Annotated in this window: 20 protein-coding genes; 11 read left to right on the top strand and 9 right to left on the bottom strand. The window is 63.8% G+C overall.

Going from position 1 to position 17468, the window contains the following annotated elements; genetic code table 11:
* Positions 1-96: 96 nt before the first annotated feature.
* Positions 97-1068 (bottom strand): ATP-binding protein, encoded by a 972-nt coding sequence (locus JQ553_RS29855; protein WP_212503644.1) that lies wholly within the window; start codon positions 1066-1068, stop codon positions 97-99.
* 196 nt (positions 1069-1264) lie between these two features.
* On the opposite strand from JQ553_RS29855, the gene yajC reads away from it, so the two are divergent.
* Genes yajC through JQ553_RS29830 form a run of 5 tightly spaced genes read left to right on the top strand, consistent with a single transcriptional unit; the run spans position 1265 to position 5551 of the window.
* On the top strand, positions 1265-1624 hold the full coding sequence (gene yajC / locus JQ553_RS29850) for a preprotein translocase subunit YajC (RefSeq protein ID WP_212503643.1): 360 nt from the start codon (positions 1265-1267) through the stop codon (positions 1622-1624).
* A 39-nt stretch (positions 1625-1663) separates the two neighbouring features.
* The gene (secD, locus tag JQ553_RS29845; protein WP_212503642.1) at positions 1664-3265 is read left to right on the top strand and encodes a protein translocase subunit SecD; all 1602 of its coding nucleotides are present in this window, start codon (positions 1664-1666) and stop codon (positions 3263-3265) included.
* A gap of 10 nt (positions 3266-3275) precedes the next feature.
* Positions 3276-4301 carry a protein translocase subunit SecF gene (gene secF, locus JQ553_RS29840; RefSeq protein WP_212503641.1) on the top strand — a complete coding sequence of 342 codons (1026 nt, stop codon included), beginning with the start codon at positions 3276-3278 and terminating at the stop codon, positions 4299-4301.
* A 6-nt stretch (positions 4302-4307) separates the two neighbouring features.
* The gene (locus JQ553_RS29835) at positions 4308-4691 is read left to right on the top strand and encodes an Mth938-like domain-containing protein (RefSeq protein ID WP_212503640.1); all 384 of its coding nucleotides are present in this window, start codon (positions 4308-4310) and stop codon (positions 4689-4691) included.
* Entirely contained in the window at positions 4688-5551 is an 864-nt protein-coding gene (locus JQ553_RS29830) for a squalene/phytoene synthase family protein (RefSeq protein ID WP_212503639.1), read from the top strand. Before JQ553_RS29835 ends, JQ553_RS29830 begins: the two co-directional genes overlap by 4 nt.
* Here JQ553_RS29830 and JQ553_RS29825 read toward each other — a convergent pair.
* From JQ553_RS29825 to JQ553_RS29810, 4 genes are all read right to left on the bottom strand, one after another.
* Complete coding sequence (locus tag JQ553_RS29825) at positions 5548-5883, bottom strand: DUF1488 family protein (protein WP_249144689.1); 336 nt, start codon at positions 5881-5883, stop codon at positions 5548-5550. The genes JQ553_RS29830 and JQ553_RS29825 overlap by 4 nt on opposite strands.
* 49 nt (positions 5884-5932) lie before the next feature.
* Entirely contained in the window at positions 5933-7036 is a 1104-nt protein-coding gene (locus tag JQ553_RS29820; protein ID WP_212503638.1) for a serine/threonine protein kinase, read from the bottom strand.
* Positions 7037-7041: 5 nt separating this feature from the next.
* Positions 7042-8475 carry a methylenetetrahydrofolate--tRNA-(uracil(54)-C(5))-methyltransferase (FADH(2)-oxidizing) TrmFO gene (gene trmFO, locus JQ553_RS29815; RefSeq protein WP_212503637.1) on the bottom strand — a complete coding sequence of 478 codons (1434 nt, stop codon included), beginning with the start codon at positions 8473-8475 and terminating at the stop codon, positions 7042-7044.
* A 105-nt stretch (positions 8476-8580) separates the two neighbouring features.
* Positions 8581-8733 (bottom strand): DUF1127 domain-containing protein, encoded by a 153-nt coding sequence (locus tag JQ553_RS29810; protein WP_016846063.1) that lies wholly within the window; start codon positions 8731-8733, stop codon positions 8581-8583.
* 785 nt (positions 8734-9518) lie between these two features.
* On the opposite strand from JQ553_RS29810, the gene JQ553_RS29805 reads away from it, so the two are divergent.
* Entirely contained in the window at positions 9519-9782 is a 264-nt protein-coding gene (locus JQ553_RS29805; protein ID WP_212503636.1) for a hypothetical protein, read from the top strand.
* Positions 9783-9844: 62 nt separating this feature from the next.
* Here the strand turns inward: JQ553_RS29805 and JQ553_RS29800 are convergent, their stop codons facing one another.
* Together JQ553_RS29800 and JQ553_RS29795 are read right to left on the bottom strand one after the other, a co-directional pair.
* The gene (locus tag JQ553_RS29800) at positions 9845-10657 is read right to left on the bottom strand and encodes a lytic transglycosylase domain-containing protein (protein WP_212503787.1); all 813 of its coding nucleotides are present in this window, start codon (positions 10655-10657) and stop codon (positions 9845-9847) included.
* Between the two features lie 234 nt (positions 10658-10891).
* Entirely contained in the window at positions 10892-11797 is a 906-nt protein-coding gene (locus JQ553_RS29795; RefSeq protein ID WP_212503635.1) for a DUF2189 domain-containing protein, read from the bottom strand.
* A gap of 305 nt (positions 11798-12102) precedes the next feature.
* On the opposite strand from JQ553_RS29795, the gene JQ553_RS29790 reads away from it, so the two are divergent.
* Both JQ553_RS29790 and JQ553_RS29785 read left to right on the top strand, forming a co-directional pair.
* A complete protein-coding gene (locus JQ553_RS29790) occupies positions 12103-12531 on the top strand; it encodes a DUF3597 domain-containing protein (RefSeq protein WP_212503634.1) in 429 nt (142 codons plus the stop codon).
* 81 nt (positions 12532-12612) lie between these two features.
* On the top strand, positions 12613-13407 hold the full coding sequence (locus tag JQ553_RS29785; protein WP_212503633.1) for a fumarylacetoacetate hydrolase family protein: 795 nt from the start codon (positions 12613-12615) through the stop codon (positions 13405-13407).
* A gap of 9 nt (positions 13408-13416) precedes the next feature.
* Here JQ553_RS29785 and JQ553_RS29780 read toward each other — a convergent pair whose 3' ends face one another.
* Positions 13417-13689: a GNAT family N-acetyltransferase gene (locus JQ553_RS29780; protein ID WP_212503632.1), complete on the bottom strand. Its 273-nt coding sequence runs from the start codon at positions 13687-13689 to the stop codon at positions 13417-13419.
* Between the two features lie 264 nt (positions 13690-13953).
* On the opposite strand from JQ553_RS29780, the gene JQ553_RS29775 reads away from it, so the two are divergent.
* The 3 genes from JQ553_RS29775 to JQ553_RS29765 all read left to right on the top strand — a co-directional run bounded on the left by JQ553_RS29775 (position 13954) and on the right by JQ553_RS29765 (position 17167).
* A complete protein-coding gene (locus JQ553_RS29775; RefSeq protein WP_212503631.1) occupies positions 13954-14355 on the top strand; it encodes an SPW repeat protein in 402 nt (133 codons plus the stop codon).
* A gap of 306 nt (positions 14356-14661) precedes the next feature.
* Positions 14662-16305 (top strand): acyl-CoA synthetase, encoded by a 1644-nt coding sequence (locus JQ553_RS29770; protein WP_212503630.1) that lies wholly within the window; start codon positions 14662-14664, stop codon positions 16303-16305.
* Positions 16306-16309: 4 nt separating this feature from the next.
* Positions 16310-17167, top strand: a complete 858-nt coding sequence (locus JQ553_RS29765; RefSeq protein WP_212503629.1) for a PCC domain-containing protein — start codon at positions 16310-16312, stop codon at positions 17165-17167.
* Positions 17168-17255: 88 nt separating this feature from the next.
* On the opposite strand, the gene JQ553_RS29760 is transcribed toward JQ553_RS29765, so the two are convergent.
* On the bottom strand, positions 17256-17468 hold a 213-nt coding region (locus JQ553_RS29760; protein ID WP_212503628.1), incomplete at its 5' end, for a hypothetical protein.

The raw sequence follows: 17468 nt of genomic DNA, 5'->3' as shown, positions 1-17468 counted from the left end.
GCACCCCGAGACGTTGGTTTGAACCGGAGCACCGCGACGTGCCGGATCTTCCGCCTTCGTGCGGAAGATGACAGCGGCACGGCGGCGCAGGTTACGCTACATCCCGCTCAGCCGCACGCCGAGCCGTCCCGCCAGTTCCTGGGTGAACTGCCAGGCGACGCGGCCGGAGCGGGAGCCGCGAGTGGTGGACCATTCCAGCGCCTCGCGCTCGAGCTCGTCATCGGCGATCTTGATGCCGAAATGGTCGCAATAGCCCCTCACCATCGCCAGGTATTCGTCCTGGCTGCAGCGGTGGAAACCGAGCCACAGGCCGAAGCGATCGGACAGCGAGACCTTCTCCTCTACCGCTTCACCGGGATTGATCGCGGTCGAGCGCTCGTTTTCGATCATCTCGCGCGCGAGCAGGTGCCGCCGGTTCGATGTCGCGTAGAGGATGACGTTATCGGGGCGTCCCTCGATGCCGCCCTCAAGCACCGCTTTCAGTGACTTGTAGGAGGCGTCGTTGCCGTCGAAGGAGAGGTCATCGCAGAACACGATGAAGCGGAACGGCGCGCCGCGCAAAAGCTCCATCAGGGCCGGCAGGCTCTCGATGTCCTCGCGATGTATCTCGATCAGCTTCAACCGCTCGGCCGGCTTGCGATCGCGGTTGATGCTGGCATGCGCGGCCTTCACCAGCGAGGACTTGCCCATCCCGCGCGCGCCCCAGAGCAGGGCATTGTTGGCGGGCAGGCCATTGGCAAAGCGTTCGGTGTTCTCGATCAGGATGTCGCGCATCCGGTCGACGCCCTTGAGCAGGCCGATCTCGACGCGGCTGACGCGCGGGACGGCTGAGAGACGGCCATCCGGATGCCAGACGAACGCATCGGCCAAGCCAAACGACTCGGCGGCATCGGGGGACGGGGCGGCCGCTGCGAGGTGGCCAGCAATGACCTCCAGCGCCGTGGCGATCCGCTCAGCGGTCGCGCCGTCGAGCTCCCTTGCCGGGCGTTTTGTCGCGGCATTTGCAGACGTTCTGGCGATCGCCTTGAACGCGGCCTTGCTGGTTGTTTTCTTGGCTTTTTTCGGCATTTTTCCAGTTCCTGACGGCGCAGCCTTATCGGGCCTTGGCGGCTCCCGCAAGCGGCCTAAATGAGAGGCCGGGCAACGTTGCAATTGGGACCGCGGCCGCTATAGTCCGCGCGAATTTGCCCGGACCGCCATATCGCCCAAGGGACCACTTGAGGGCGCAGCCGGTTCTTTCCCGTCTTACCCGAGGATTGTCCGAATGCTGATTACTCCTGCGTTTGCCCAGGCTGCTGGAGCCGGCGGCGATGCCAGCAGTATGTTGATGTCGCTGCTGCCGTTCGCGCTGATCTTCGTCATCATGTATTTCCTGATCCTGCGCCCGCAGCAGAAGAAGGTGCGCGATCATGCCGATCTGGTGAAGAACATCCGGCGCGGCGACACGGTGGTGACCTCGGGCGGCCTCGTCGGCAAGGTCACCAAGGTGGTCGACGACGACCAGATCGAGTTCGAGATCTCCGACGGCGTTCGCGTCCGGCAGATGCGGCAGATGATTTCCGGCGTGCGCGCCAAGGGTGAACCGGCGAAGGGCGACGCCAAGGACGAAGCGTCCGCGAGCTGATCGCCGCGGCGCCTTTTTGGAATCTGATAGGTCAGCTCGATGTTGTATTTCACGCGGTGGAAGGCGCTGGGGATTATCCTGACGGCGCTGATCGTGTGCCTGTTCGCGGTGCCGAACTTCTTCCCCGAGGCGCAAGTCAAGACCTGGCCCACCTGGGCGCAGCGCCGCATCGTACTCGGCCTTGACCTGCAGGGCGGCTCCTACCTGCTGCTCGAGGTCGATTCCAACTATGTGAAGAAGGAGAAGCTCGACCTCGTTCGCGACGATGTACGGCGTGTGCTGCGCGACGCCAAGATCGCCTATACCGGGCTGGTCGTGCGCAACGAGGCCGTCGAGGTGCGCATCACCAAGGAAGCCGATTTTCCGGCCGCGCTGTCCAAACTGCGTGAGCTGGCGCAACCGATCGGCGGCCTGATGGGATCGGGCGGTCAACGCGACCTCGAGGTGGCGGATGCCGGCGGCGGGCTGATGCGCCTTACCATCCCCCAGGCGGCGATGCTCGACCGCATGCGCAAGACCATCGAGCAGTCGATCCAGATCGTCGAACGGCGCGTCAACGAACTCGGCACGGTCGAGCCGGTGATCCAGCGCCAGGGATCGGACCGCATCCTCGTGCAAGTGCCGGGACTGCAGGACCCGACGCGGCTGAAGGAGCTGCTCGGCAAGACCGCCAAGATGGAATTCCGCATGGTGGACACCTCGGTGCCGCCGGATCAGGCCCAGCAGGGCCGGGTGCCTCCCGAATCCGAAGTGCTGATGAGTTCGTCGCCGCCGCCAGTCCCGTATGTGGTCAAGAAACAGGTGTTGGTCTCCGGTGGAGACCTGACCGACGCCCAGCCCGGCTTCGACCAGCGCACCGGCGAGCCGATTGTCAGCTTCCGCTTCAACACGTCGGGCGCGCGCAAATTCGCGCAAGCGACCACTGAGAATGTCGGGCTGCCGTTTGCGATCGTGCTTGACAACAAGGTGATCTCGGCGCCCGTGATCCGCGAGCCGATCACCGGCGGCTCCGGCCAGATCTCGGGCAGTTTCACCGTGCAGGCCGCCAACGACCTCGCGATTCTGCTGCGCGCCGGCGCGCTGCCGGCGCCGCTCACCGTCGTCGAGGAGCGCACGGTCGGTCCGGGCCTCGGTCAGGACTCGATCGAGAAGGGCGAGCTTGCCGCCTATGTCGGCTCGATCCTGGTCATCGTGTTCATGCTGCTGACCTATCGCCTGTTCGGAGTGTTCGCCAACATTGCGGTCGCCATCAACGTCGCCATGATCTTCGGCCTGCTGTCGCTGCTCAACGCCACGCTGACGCTGCCCGGCATAGCCGGCATCGTGCTCACAGTCGGCATCGCAGTCGACTCCAACGTGCTGATCTACGAACGCATCCGCGAGGAATTGCGCGGCGGGCGCAACGCGATCTCGGCGATCGATGCCGGCTTCAAGCGGGCGCTGGCGACCATCCTCGACTCCAACATCACCACCTTCATCGCTGCCGCGGTGCTGTTCTATATCGGCACCGGGCCGGTGCGCGGCTTTGCCGTGACGCTCGGTATCGGCATCATCACCACGGTTTTCACCGCCTTCACCTTGACGCGACTGATCGTCGCCGGGTGGGTGCGCTGGAAGCGGCCGCAGAGCGTGCCGATCTGAGAGGCCCATTGTGACCCATTACGTTCTCATTGGCCTTGGCATTCTGATCGCCGTGCTGACCGTGGTCGCGGCGCTCGGCATCCTGCCGTCGCTGCGCATCGTTCCCGACGACACGCATTTCGACTTCACGCGCTTCCGCCGCATCAGCTTCCCGATCTCGGCGCTGCTGTCGATGTTCGCCATCACGCTGTTCTTCACCCACGGCCTGAATTTCGGCATCGACTTCAAGGGCGGCACGCTGCTCGAGGTGCAGGCGAAATCGGGCAACGCCGACATCGCGTCGATGCGCGCGACGCTCGGCAATCTCGGGCTTGGCGAAGTCCAGCTCCAGCAGTTCGGCGGGCCGGCCGACGTGCTGATCCGCGTCGCCGAGCAGCCCGGCGGGGACAAGGCGCAACAGGATGCCGTGCAGAAGGTGCGGGGTGCGCTCGGCGATTCCGTAGACTATCGCCGCGTCGAGGTGGTCGGTCCGCGCGTCTCAGGCGAGCTTCTCGCCTTCGGCATGCTCGGCCTGATGCTCGCGATCCTGTCGATCCTGATCTATCTCTGGTTCCGCTTCGAGTGGCAGTTCGCGCTCGGCGCCATGATCGCCAACGTGCATGACATTGTGCTGACCATCGGCTTTATGTCGATCTCGCAGGTGGATTTCGACCTGACCAGCATCGCGGCGCTTCTGACGATTCTCGGCTATTCGCTCAACGACACCGTCGTCATTTACGACCGTATCCGCGAGATGCTGCGCCGCTACAAGAAAATGCCGATGCCGCAGCTCTTGAATGAATCGATCAATTCGACGTTGTCACGCTCGATCATCACCCATGTCACGGTGACGCTGGCGCTGCTCGCGTTGCTCTTGTTCGGCGGGCACGCCATCCACAGCTTCACCGCGGTGATGATGTTCGGCGTCGTGCTGGTCGGCACCTACACCTCGATCTTCATCGCGGCGCCGATCCTGATCTATCTCGGGGTCGGCACCACGCGAGCCGACACATCGGATACGCCGGGAAAGAAGCCGGACGCAGCAGCCAAGAAGTAGTCGAACATGTCCAGGTCCTCGGACGCTCCGCATCTTCCGAGGTCGGCGCCGATCGAAGCCTACGGCAAGGGGGGCTTCGCGTTCGCCGATATGTCGCATCGCGGCTCGCTGTTGTGCCTGCCGGATGCGATCTGGGCCTGGCCAGTAGCGAAACCGGAAGAGATCGACGAATATTCGCTGGCGCGGGTCTTTGCGGCCGCGAACGCGATCGACACGCTGATCATCGGCACCGGGACGGAGGTGTGGGTGCCGCCAAAAGCCCTGCGCGAGGCCTTGCGCGCGGTGCGGGTGGTGCTCGATGCCATGCAGACAGGCCCCGCGATCCGCACCTACAACATCATGCTGGGCGAGCGGCGGCGCGTGGCGGCAGCACTGATCGCGGTGCCATGAGCACGGACGGCACGCCGAAGGACGGCGCGGCCTTCTGCGCCGAGCTGGTGCGCACACATGATTTCGTCCGCTACGCGTCGACCCTGTTCATGCCCGAGCCGGAGCGCCGCGCGCTGCTCGCGATCTACGCCTTCAACGTCGAGATCTCGCGCGTGCACGAGGTGGTCAGCCAGCCGCTGCCCGGCGAGGTGCGGCTGCAATGGTGGACCGACATGCTGGCCGGCGCCGGACATGGCGGCGGCGAGGGCAATCCGGTCGCGGCCGAGCTGTTGCGCACGATCCGCACCTGCCGCCTGCCGGTCGAGCCGCTGTCGCGCCTGATCGAGGAACATCAGTTCGATCTCTACAACGACCCGATGCCGACGCTCGCCGCGCTCGAGGGCTACCTCAACGACACTGCCTCCGCGCTATTCGCGCTTGCCGCGCGCGTGGTGGTGCAGTCATCGCAGGAGATCGACCATCTCGCGCGCCACGCCGGGCTTGCCCAGGGGATGGCGCAGGTGCTCGCCAATTTGCCGCGGAACGCCTCCCGGCAGCAACTCTTCCTGCCCCTGCAACTGCTCCAGCAGCACGGCAGCAGCAAGGAAGAGATCTTTGCCGGCAAGCAAACACCTAACGTCCGCGCGGCTTTCGATCAGCTCGTGGGTGAGGCGCAGGGGAATCTCGAAGCGGCACTTGCGCTGCTTGCCGAAACACCGCCGGAGGTGCGGCCGATCTTCCTGCCGCTTGCCCAGGTCCGGCGCGAACTGAACCTGATGGCGAGGGCGGACAACGATCCCTTCCATCCGAAAGCAGCATCTCGCCTGCGCATTCTATGGACGCTTTGGCAAGCCTCCCGCAGGCGGGAGTTCGGTGGTTAGCCTCGTTTGGCGATGTGCTTCGTGAAGATCCGGATCGTCGCGCCCTTGACCATGGAGCCGCCGTCATGGAGGTCGGAGGCGATCTTCTCGACGGCATCGCGCAGCGCGACGAACTGGGCCTGACGTGCCATGCTCGGCGTTCCCCGCGTGCCGGCCAATTCATCCATTGCAGCGTCGCTGATCTGGCATTCGATTTCCTGGTCGCCGTTCAGCATGGTGAATCCGAACGCCATCCGTTCGGAATCATATCCCCCGATACGGCCACGCGCGAGTGGCATCAAAAGTGTCCCTTTGAGCGATCCCTCGCGCGAGAGTGCGGCGTCGAGGCGCATTTGTCGAGGGCCCAGAGGTGTGTCCCGATTCGATCAGAACGGACATTGCCTAGCGGGCAAGCTTGTCCATCTCGGCCACTTCGAAGTTGAAGCGGTCGCGCAGATTCTTGCGCTGTTCGAGAATATCCTTGAGGAATTCGCGATCGGCGTCGCTCCGCATCATTGGTTCGATCAGGTCGATCTGATTCATGGCGACGAGCTGAAGGATTTCGGTGCGCGGCTTGCCCGCTGTGTCGCGCGGCAACGCGTGCACGACCTGAATATGCTCGGGCGGCTTGATGCCCCCCGCCGCGGCGAGTTCGTTCCGCAGCGTCTTCTCGAGCGCGGCCTGATCCGCTTCGACAAAGGCGTACAGGCCGACGCCGACGCGGCGGTCGGCAAAGGCGACGATCGCGGTATCGCGCACACCGGGGTTTTTCCGGATCAGGTCGATCAGCACAGGCGCGTCGTTGACGAGCCGCCGGCCGCCGCCTTCGCGGTCGGTGAAATTGAAGATGCCGCGCGTGATCGCCTGGTAGAGCTTCTTGCCGGTCTTGAGCCAGACGCTCGCGAACGCCGATTTCGTGGCGATCACCTTGCGCTCCCTCGGTGTCAGCGCCTCCGGCGCGTAGCTGCGCTTGTGCTTCAACAGGTGCCGCAGGTCCTCGTAGGCCGCGATGCGGAACAGCCGGCTCCGGGTCTTGAAGCAGGCGGCGAGCTGGAAATCGGTCAGATAGGCCCGACCGTCGCGGCCGACGAGCCAGTTCTGCTCTTTGGCGAGATCGTTGTGGCAGATGCCGGCGCGGTGCAGCCTGTGCAGCGCCGCCTTCGCGGAACGGAAATAGGCGACGTCGCCATGCGGCTTGGCCAGATGCAGCGCCACGCCGTCGATGAAGCCGCGCACCAGCGCGCGCCTGCCGGCCCATAACAGCCTTGGGCCGACATCGAGGTCACGCGCCAACGCTAGCGCGCGGCGCTCACGCGCAAACAGATGCAGCGCCAGCCCAAACGACCAAAACGGCACCTGGTCGAGCCGGCGCAACACGCCGTCAACCTCGCCATTGTCGGCGCGGAAGCGGCCGCGCTCGACGGTTGAAAACACGTCCCGCTTGAGCAGGACGCCCTGGCTCCATCGCGCCGAGAGTGTGGCAGCGTCGTCTTTCGGCAAGCTCATGGTGTTCAGGCCGCGGCTGCAACGCGCAGGTGATCGGCGATCCAGCGATCCAGATCGGCGAGCGCCCGGGCGCTGATCGCCTGCTTCTTGGCGACGGTCTTCTCGTTGCCGCGCAGCCGCGAGCCATCCGGCTTCTTCGTCGGAGGATTGGCGAGCGGCGGGAACAGGCCGAAATTGATATTCATCGGCTGGAATGAGCGCGGTCCCGCCTCGATCGTCTCGATGTGGCCGCCGGTGATATGGCCGAGCAGGGCGCCGAATGCCGTGCTCGACGGCGGCGGCGTCAGCGACAGCCCGCGCGCATCGGCAGCGGCGCAAAGCCCCGCGATCAGCCCGACGCTTGCCGATTCAACATAGCCCTCGCAGCCCGTCATCTGCCCGGCGAAACGCAGGCGCGGCTCGGCACGCAGGCGCAATTGGCCGTCGAGCAGCTTTGGCGAGTTCAGGAAGGTGTTGCGATGCAGGCCGCCGAGACGGGCGAATTCCGCCCTCTCGAGGCCGGGAATGGTGCGGAACACGCGCTGCTGTGCACCGTGCTTCAGCTTGGTTTGGAAACCGACGATGTTGTAGAGCGTGCCGAGCCTGTTGTCCTGTCGCAGTTGCACGACCGCATAGGGCTTTACGGTGGGATTACGCGGGTTGGTCAGACCAACCGGCTTCATCGGCCCATGGCGCAGCGTCTCCTGCCCGCGCTCGGCCATCACCTCGACCGGCAGGCAGCCGTCGAAATAAGGCGTGTTGGTCTCCCACTCCTTGAAGTCGACCTTTTCACCGCCAAGCAGGTCCGCGACGAAGCCGTCATACTGTTCCTTCGTCATCGGACAGTTGATGTAGTCGGCGCCGGAGCCGCCCGGCCCGACCTTGTCGTAGCGCGACTGAAACCACGCCACCGACATGTCGATGGAATCCTTGTGCACGATCGGCGCAATCGCGTCGAAGAACGCCAGCGCGCTCTCATCGGTCAGTTTCCGGATCGCCTCCGCCAGCGGTGCCGAGGTGAGGGGGCCCGTCGCGACGATCACGTTGCTCCAATCGGCGGGCGGCAGGCCGGCGACCTCCTCGCGACTGATCTCGATCAGCGGATGGTCATTCAGTGCCTTGGTGACGGCAGCCGAGAAACCGTCGCGGTCGACTGCCAGCGCGCCGCCGGCGGGCACCTGGTTGGCATCCGCCGAACGCATGATCAGCGAACCCAGACGGCGCATTTCGGCGTGCAGCAGGCCCACGGCATTGTTGGCGGCATCATCGGAGCGGAACGAGTTGGAGCAAACCAGTTCGGCGCATCCTTCGGTCCGGTGCGCCTCGGTCATCCGGACCGGGCGCATCTCATGCAAAACCACCCGGACGCCCGAATTGGCGACCTGCCAGGCGGCTTCCGAGCCGGCGAGCCCCGCGCCCACGATGTGGACCGGTTGAGAGGCGGAATGGGGAGAAGTCATCGCGCAGCGTTAGCGCGTTTTCATCCTGCGCGCATCTGAAACTGAACTGGATACGACAACGCCCGCTCATGAGCGGGCGTTGTCCGTTCATCAGATGGCCGACGATCAGCCGTTATAGGTGCCGGCTGCAACGCGCGGAATGTCCGAGCGATCAAGGCCGATATCGGCCAGTTCGCGATCGCTGAGCTGGGACAGTTCGCTGACATTGCGCTGGTAGTCCCGGAAGGCCTGGATCATGCGGATGAGCGAGAGCAGCATTGGTAGTCTCCTAGTAGTTCCGATTCAGCTTTTCGGAAAGCAGCATCGTTGAAATGAATATAGATCACTTGATGCAGTGCGGAAGTTACAATGCTGCGATGCAGCTAGACGGAAAATGCATAGCCAGAGTAAGGGCCGATTAACCGTTCGCACTTTGTCGAGCAGGGGCAGCGGAAGCCGATAAGTCAGTTCAACTGACTGCTTAACCACCAGTAAAGTCTACATTTACCGTCCCTTGCAATCAGCTAAATGGTAGTCTGGAACCGTAAATCAAGGATAAGCCGCAAGGCGAGCTAGTGGCCGAGGCAGACGAAGGTAAAATGCATGAATTGCATGCGGCCGGCCCTCTAGAAGTGAAGTTTCGCTCATCTTATTGTGATGCGTTGCCCGGCTTCGGCCGTGCTCACAGACCGTCACATCGTTTGCGATGGTAACCGTTGCCGCGCGCAAGCATCGGCGCTCATTCGATCGCAATCAGGCGTTGGGACCCGGATCCTCGTTCGCGAATCGGCGTCGAACGACGGTCAACTCCGTGGCGCGGGTATTTCTATCAATACAACCACGAGGCAATGCTGCCTGCGCCACAGTGCGAATGCATCCAGCGGCACGCTGCGTTCTCTTACCAACGTGTAATGAAAAAGCGACGCAACGCATGCGGGCTTGCATGGTGCGCGTAACACATCGCGCGAAGTTCATTCAGGCCGCTGCGGGAATAGCGAATAATTGTACGGCAGATTCCGCAATGACGCTGGTTTCTGTTCAAAATCAGAAGATGGAAAAATCCCATGATAAAAGCATTGATTGGAGCGGCCGCGATGGCTGCCGTCGCTTACGCCGTCGTCCCCGCCGAGGCCGCCAAGGTGAGCGCGGGCTGCAGTGGCGCCAATCTGGAAAAGACCGAGTCCATGATCGAGGGCATGGCTGACAGTGACGGGAAATGGATGGCCCAGAAAGAAATCGCTGCGGCCCAGGACGCGATGCTTAACGGCAAGATGGGTGTGTGCAGCATGCATCTCGGCAAGGCGATGCAGGCCGGCGCTGCGAAGTAAGTCGAATTAGGCACTATAATAATAGGGGCCGGTCGCCCGGGGCGATCGGCCCTTTGATATTCTTAGGGTGCGTGCGCAAGTTGCGTGGCGAAGTAGCCGATGGTCCTGGCGTAGACTTCGCTCTTGTTCCACTGCTGGATGACAGCAAAATTCGCGCTGCCGGGCTCCCACTCCTTGCCGCGCTTCCAGCCATAGCTCGCCAGGAAGTTCGCCGTGGAGGCGAGCACGTCGGGCACGCTGCGTAACAGATCGCGCTTGCCGTTGCCATCGAAGTCGACGGCGAATTTGATGTAGGAAGACGGCATGAACTGGGTCTGGCCGATCTCGCCGGCCCAGGCGCCGCGCATCTCCTGTGGCGCGAGGTCGCCGCGTTCGATGATGCGCAGCGCGTCCATCATCTCGGCCTTGAACATCTCGGAGCGACGGCAATCATAGGCGAGCGTCGCCAGTGATCGAATGGTTGGAAACTTGCCAGTGTTGGCTCCGAAATCGGTTTCCAGGCCCCAGATCGCCACGAGCACCTCGCCGGGCACGCCATAGGCCTGCTCGATGCGCGACAGCACCGAGCCGTATTGCTTCAGCATGTTGGAGCCGCGGCTTAGTCGCGGCGGCACCATCCGTCCTGAGAACTGTTCGAAGGTCTGGTTGAAGACCTGCTGCGAATGGTCGCGCGACAGAATGGCCTTGTCGGGGGTGACGCCGGCGAGTCCGGTCTGGATCGCGTTATTGGAGATTCCCTTGGCGGCAGCTTCCTTCTTGAAATCATCAAGCCACGTGTCGAACGGGCTCGTGCCGCAGGGGGCGGCAAACCCCGCTGCCGAACTCAGCAGCCATAAGCCAATTGCGAGCGTCCGAGGGGAGAAGCGCGGAATCATCTGGCCGTTCACTCCGGGGTCGGCGATCTCATCAACGTCGGTCGGGAACCTGGAATAAATGTTCGGGGCAACAGCGGCTAAAACAAGGCTGATGGTCGGCCGGTCGGTTGGCCATTCCGGTGCCGCACCATCCTATATCCGTCAGACCGCCGGCGCCGTATCGGGCAAAGGAAACCGCCGGCCGAGGCTTGGCCGGCGGTGGGGCTGCATATTCAAGAGCGCTCGTCCCTAGGCTCACTCGCTGCCGCTTCGCCGCCAGGGAAACAGATTCGCCGGAAAGTCCGCAGCGGGTTTGCGTGCGCGGGGCGCGGGGATCACTGGGTGCGCATTCGGGTCCTTCACGATCGCTTCGCGGTACAGATGCCATGTGGCGTGACCGAGCAGCGGGACCACGATGGCAAGACCGAGGAAGAACGGGATCGTTCCAAGCACAAGCAGCGCCGCGACGATGAGGCCCCACGCCGCCATCGTGACTGGATTCCTCGCGACGACGCGCAGTGATGTCACCATGGCCTCGCCGGCGGTGGCCTGACGATCCAGCATCATCGGAAAGGCGATCACGCTGATGCACAGCGCCACCAGCGCGAACAGGAAGCCAACTCCGCAGCCGACCACGATCAACCACCAACCTTCCGGGGTGGTCAGGACCCGCTCGGCGAAATCCGGAATGTTCGCCGCGGTCTGGTAACCGAAGGCGGCTGTATAGATCGCCTGGGCAGTCGCAATCCAGGTGACGAACAGGGCAAACAGCAACGTGCCGACCCCGAGCATGGCGCCGAACGAGGGTGACCGGAACACGTCCATCGCATCCCAGGCGGAGGCTTGTTCGCCATTCTCGCGGCGGCGGCTCAGCTCATAGAGGCCGATCGCGGCAAACGGGCCGAGCAGGGCGAAGCCCGCGGCCAACGGAAACAGCAGGGGCAGCACGGAATAGCCGTGCACCGTGCGCGCGAGCACGAGGCCGAGCACGGGATAGATCGCGCACAGGATGATGGCGTGGCTCGGCACCGCCTTGAAGTCTTCCCAGCCGAGTTGGAGCGCCCGATGCAAGTTGGATAGGCCGATGGTGCGAATCACGGGCGCAGATGCGGCGGCCTGTTCGCTCTGCGTCACGGATGTGACATTGCCTTGGGTAGCCATGGTCGTTGTCTCCCTCTCTGCACGGCCGCTTTCTGCGCCCGACGCACGGGCGCTAACGTGCCGCTTCTCGAAGCGATCACGAGCCGGCCAGACGCGAAAGACAGAGCAGGGAACTGGCCATGTCGCGAGCTGTACTCCGTCAAGCTACTCCCAAACCCGGACAAAAGCACTTTCACGCTTCAGTGAATGTCGCATTGGCAATGTATGGAGGGGGCGGTAAAGTTGCTCGGCGACCCCGGTCAGGTGCTCCGGTCCACCAGCACCGCATGAACCGTAAACCATCAAAAGTCCCTTGGGAGCGAACGATGAGCATTTTCGGAAAAATCATGAGCTCGATCTTCGGCAGCAGCGCGAGCGCCGCATCGGCTGGTGGAGCGGCCACGAGCGCGGCTCCGGCCGGCGGATCGCCCGGCGCATCGTCATCTCCGGCTGCGACAGCTTCTGCCACAGCTGCCGCAGCGCCCGCCGCGGCGCAGACCGTCGATGTGGCTCCCATCCTCGACAAGGCGGTCGCCGCGAAGAAGGAGAAGCTGGAGTGGCGTACCTCCATCGTCGACCTGATGAAAGCACTCGATATCGATTCGAGCCTCGGTGCGCGCAAGGAGCTCGCCAAGGAGCTCGGCTACACCGGCGATACCAACGATTCCGCCAGCATGAACATCTGGTTGCATAAGCAGGTGATGGCGAAGCTCGCCGCCAATGGCGGCAAGCTGCCGCCCGAAATCAAGCACTGACGCGATTGCAGCAGAAGCAAACAGGGCCCGCGCGACCGCGGGCCCTTTCTCATGAATCAACGAACAACAAGGAGAATGCCCATGAAGACTGAACTTGATCGCCGGACGGTATTGACGACCGGTGCCCTCGCGCTCGCTGGCGCCGCCGCGCAATCCGTGCCGGCCGAGGCGCAAGCCGCGCCGAAGGCGATCTTTGCAGTGCCGGCGACGACGATCCCGATCGTCGGCGAGGCAGAGGTCTTCCAGGTCCGGCGCATCTACTGCATCGGCCGCAACTATGCGGCGCATGCGATCGAGCGTGGCGCTGATCCGACCCGTGAGCCGCCGTTCTTTTTCCAGAAGCCGACCGACGCGATCCAGAATGTCGCTGTCGGCACGGTCGCGGACCATCCGTATCCGTCGCTGACCAAGAACTACCACCACGAGGTCGAGCTGGTGGCGGCGTTGAAATCCGGCGGCACCAACATCCCCGCGGAGAAGGCGCTCGATCATGTCTATGGCTACGCGCTCGGCCTCGATATGACCCGGCGCGACCTGCAGAACGGCATGGCCGCCGAGAAGAAGCCGTGGGAGATCGGCAAGAGTTTTGACCATGCCGCGGTCATCGGGCCGATTCACCCCGCGGGCAAAACCGGCCACTTCACCAAGGGCGCCATCTCGCTCGCGGTCAACGGCACGGTTAAGCAGAGTTCGGACCTGCAGAACATGATCTGGAGCGTTGCCGAGCAGATCGCAAAATTGTCCGAGGCTTTCGAGCTGAAGGCCGGCGATATCATCTATTCGGGCACGCCGGAGAATGTCGGCCCGGTTGTCAAGGGCGACGTCCTGCTCTGCAAGCTCGACGGCCTGCCTGACATGTCGATCCGGATCGTCTGACGGGCCGCGTCAGCCCACAAGATCCGCGTATTCCGGGTGCTTGTGCAGGTAATCGACCACGAAGCCGCAGCCGGCGACCACCTTCTGGCCGTCGGCGCGGATCAGATCCAGCGCGCCCTTCACCAGTTTCGACGCGATACCGCGGCCCCGCAGGGCATGCGGTGTCTCCGTATGGGTGATGATCACCGCCGACGGCGTCAACCGGTAATTCGCAAAGGCGATGCCGCCCCCGGTATCGAGCTCGAAGCGCCTTTGCGCCTTGTTGTCGCGGACGTCGGCCATCGCAAAATCCCGGTTGATTTACTGGCATTGATGTAAGCGCGTGAGCCGTTTCATGCAAAGGCGCGACCAGTGCAACGCGATAGAAATGGCCGCCCCGGCGCCATCGCCGCACCACAGCCCATCTGCAGGCTCTTGCAAGCCGACACGGTTCGATTAGGCTTGAGATCAGACATACGCCTTCAACGGCGGCCGAACGGTCGTTTGATAAGGAGTGTCGTGATCGACGGCCGCTGACGTATGCCTCTTTTCGGAAGGAGGTCTATCATGTCGGGCATTCGCTTCTTCAACATCCACCGTCCCTGGGAGGACTGGTTCGGCATGCTGCTCGGCGTGCTGATCATGGTCTCGCCCTGGTTCCCCATGCAGGCAAGCGACGTCGTTGATGTCGAGCGCAGCCACCTGATCCTGAACAGCTTCGTGGTCGGCATGCTGGTGCTGGGTCTCGCCCAGCTCGAATATGTCGCCCTGCATCGCTGGGAGGAGGTTGCGAGCATTCTGCTTGGACTCTGGCTGATCGCGTCGCCCTTCATCTTCGGCTATGCCGGCGACCAGATGCTGCAGATTTGGCATGCCACCCTCGGCGCCTTGGTCGCGATCGTGGGTGCGCTCCAGCTCTGGCAGGACTGGAACCTGAGCGAGCAGGAACTGGCCAACCATCCGCAATAGCGCGCACTCGGCCACGCCAACCGGACGCGTCGGCACGGCCGCCGCTTAGGTCGTCGCGCAGCGGCCGGCGATAGTCCGGTCGGTCCCGCAATTGCCAATGCGGGGCTGATTTGATGCTGTGCGTTCGACCTCAAAATGCCGAACTGAAGCAGGACCTTGCCGGTCTTGCCGAAACCTGCGGCTTGGCGATAAACCGGGGACGACGATCCAATTTGCGGCGCGTGAAGTCGCCCGGTTCTGACCGAGGAAACCCCTGATGACCGTCCTGACCTTGCCTGTTGTGTTGCGCGTACTGGCGGGGCGGCGATGAGCGGGGCGGCCACCATCGCGGTACCGCGCGGCGGCCTGTCGCGGATCTCGCGCCGGGTCATGAACCTCGCTTATCTCGTGACCCAGAATGCCCGCCGTCATGGCGACCGTCCCGGTTTCCTCTGGGGCGAGAAGAGCTGGTCGTGGCGTCACATCGACCAGAACGTCTCGGCGCTGGCGGCGGCGCTCGCCGCGCGCGGTATCGCCAAGGGCGACCGCATCCTGGTCCATTCCAGGAATTGCGACGAGATGTTCTGGTCGATGTTCGCAGCCTTCCGGCTCGGCGCGGTCTGGGTGCCGACCAATTTCCGCCTGATGCCGGATGAGGTCGCCTATCTCGCCGCTGCTTCCGGCGCCAGGGCATTTCTGTGCCACGGCGATTACCCCGACCACGCGAAAGCCGCGGCCAATCCCGCGCTCGAATTCATCTGGCGGATCGGCGAAGCCGGCACGTTTGGCGAGGCGACGGTCAGCGACGCCATCGCCAGGCATTCCGGTGCGAATGTCGAGAATGCCGCGGTCGAGTACGACGATCCCTGCTGGTTCTTCTTCACCTCCGGCACTACCGGCCGCTCCAAGGCCGCGGTGCTGACCCACGGCCAGATGGCCTTCGTGGTGACCAATCATCTCGCCGACCTGATGCCCGGCACCACGGAGGAGGACGCCTCGCTCGTGGTCGCGCCGCTGTCGCATGGCGCCGGCGTGCATCAGCTCGTGCAGACCGCGCGCGGCGTGCCGACCATCCTGCTGCCGTCGGAAAAGTTCGACATCGCGGAAGCCTTCCGCCTGATCGAGAAGCACCGCGTCAGCAACATGTTCACCGTGCCGACGATCCTGAAGATGATGGTCGAGCATCCCGCCGCCGACCGGCACGATCATTCCTCGCTCCGTTACATCATCTATGCGGGCGCGCCGATGTATCGCGAGGATCAGAAGGCGGCGCTGAACAAGCTCGGCGGCGTGCTGGTGCAGTATTTCGGGCTCGGCGAGGTGACCGGCAACATCACCGTGCTGCCTCCCGGCTTGCACGATCCCGAGGACGGCCCGCATGCGCGGATCGGCACCTGCGGCTTCGAGCGCACCGGAATGCAGGTCTCGATCCAGGCGGATGACGGGCGCGAGTTGAAGCCGTTCGAGACCGGCGAGATCTGCGTGATCGGCCCGGGGGTGTTCGCGGGCTACTACGACAATGCCGAGGCCAACGCGAAGGCGTTTCGCGACGGCTGGTTCCGCACCGGCGATCTCGGCCACGTGGACGAGCAGGGGTTCGTCTACATCACCGGCCGCGCGTCCGACATGTACATCTCCGGCGGCTCCAACATCTATCCGCGCGAGATCGAGGAGAAGATTTTGACGCATCCCGCGGTGGGCGAGGTCGCCGTCCTCGGCGTGCCCGATCCCTTCTGGGGCGAGATCGGCGTCGCGATCTGTGTCGCGCGTGAGGGTGCGAGCGCCGTGGATGAAGCCGAGCTTGCTGCGTATCTCGCGCCAAAGGTGCCGCGCTACAAGATGCCGAAGCGCTTCTTCTTCTGGGAGGCGTTGCCGAAGTCCGGCTACGGCAAGGTGCCGAAGCGGTTGATCCGCGAAGAGCTCGAGGCACGCGGGCTGCTCGAGCTCATCGCCAAGTCGGCCGGCTCGTAGGACGATGCGCAGCATCGCCCAACCCGGCGTGCCTGTCGCCGAGCGCATTCAATGGGTCGAAGCGCGCGGCCGTGCCTTCTCATTCATGCTGGAGGCGGGCATTCCGCTGCTCGAATCTGTCAGGCGTGGATTTGCGGCGGAGGGCTTTGCCGGCGGCGTGCTGAATGCGAAGGGCGGAGCGCTCGGGCCTTTCGCCTATGTGATGCCGGCGCTGTCCAGGGATGGCGCCAACGCGGCCTTCTACAGCGACACATTCCGCCCCGAGGGCGTGACGCATCTCAGGCTCGCGGCGCTGACGCTCGGGATGCGCGACGATGCGCCGTTCTTCCATTGCCATGGCCTGTGGACCGAGGCCGATGGCCGCTTCAATGGCGGACACATGCTGCCGGAGGAGACGGTCGTTGCCGAGCCGTTCGAGGTTGATGCCTTCGGGATCGACGGCGCGGCATTCCTGGCCGAGCCCGATAGCGAGACCGGGTTCAGGCTGTTCGGCCCGGTCGCTCGCCCGCTCACCGGCGCAAGATCAACGAGCCGCGCTTTTGCGCTGAGGCTGCGGCCGAACCAGGATTTCGCCTGCGCGCTCGAGGGCTTCTGCCGTCAGCGCGGCATCCTCCGCGCCCGGCTGCATGGCGGCGTCGGCTCGACCATCGGCGCCGTCTTCACCGACGGACGCAGCGTGGTGCCGTTCGCGACCGAGCTTGCGGTCACGACGGGCGGCATCGCAACCGATGCCGACGGCTGGCCGCAGGCGGATCTCGACGTCGCGCTGGTCGACTATCTCGGCGGCATCGCGGAAGGGAAGCTGGTGCGTGGCGACAATCCGGTTCTGATGACGATGGAACTCGTGCTGGAGGTGCTGTGAGCACCGTCCGGCGCGATTGCCGCGGGCATGAATTACCGATTCAATCGTCAGACATTCAGAGCAACGGGCCTCACGCCTTTTTACTCCTTCATCCTTTGCCTTCGTACGAGCAAGGGCCGGCCATCGCTCGGCGGAAGCTCATGTCACGCTGACGTGTAGTTGGCCCGCGCCGATTGATTGCAGCCGTAGCGACAAAGACTTTCATCGTGACGTCGGTAACCGCGTCGACATCATCCAGTAGCGCCGCTCTGCGAGCCTCTACTGTGTTGAGACACAGTGAGTGTTGAAACACGAACAGAGT

This window comes from Bradyrhizobium lablabi (genome assembly GCF_018131005.1).
Classification (GTDB): domain Bacteria; phylum Pseudomonadota; class Alphaproteobacteria; order Rhizobiales; family Xanthobacteraceae; genus Bradyrhizobium; species Bradyrhizobium lablabi_D.
Note: the sequence above shows the minus strand (reverse complement) of the source record. Positions and strands in the feature narration are given on the sequence as shown.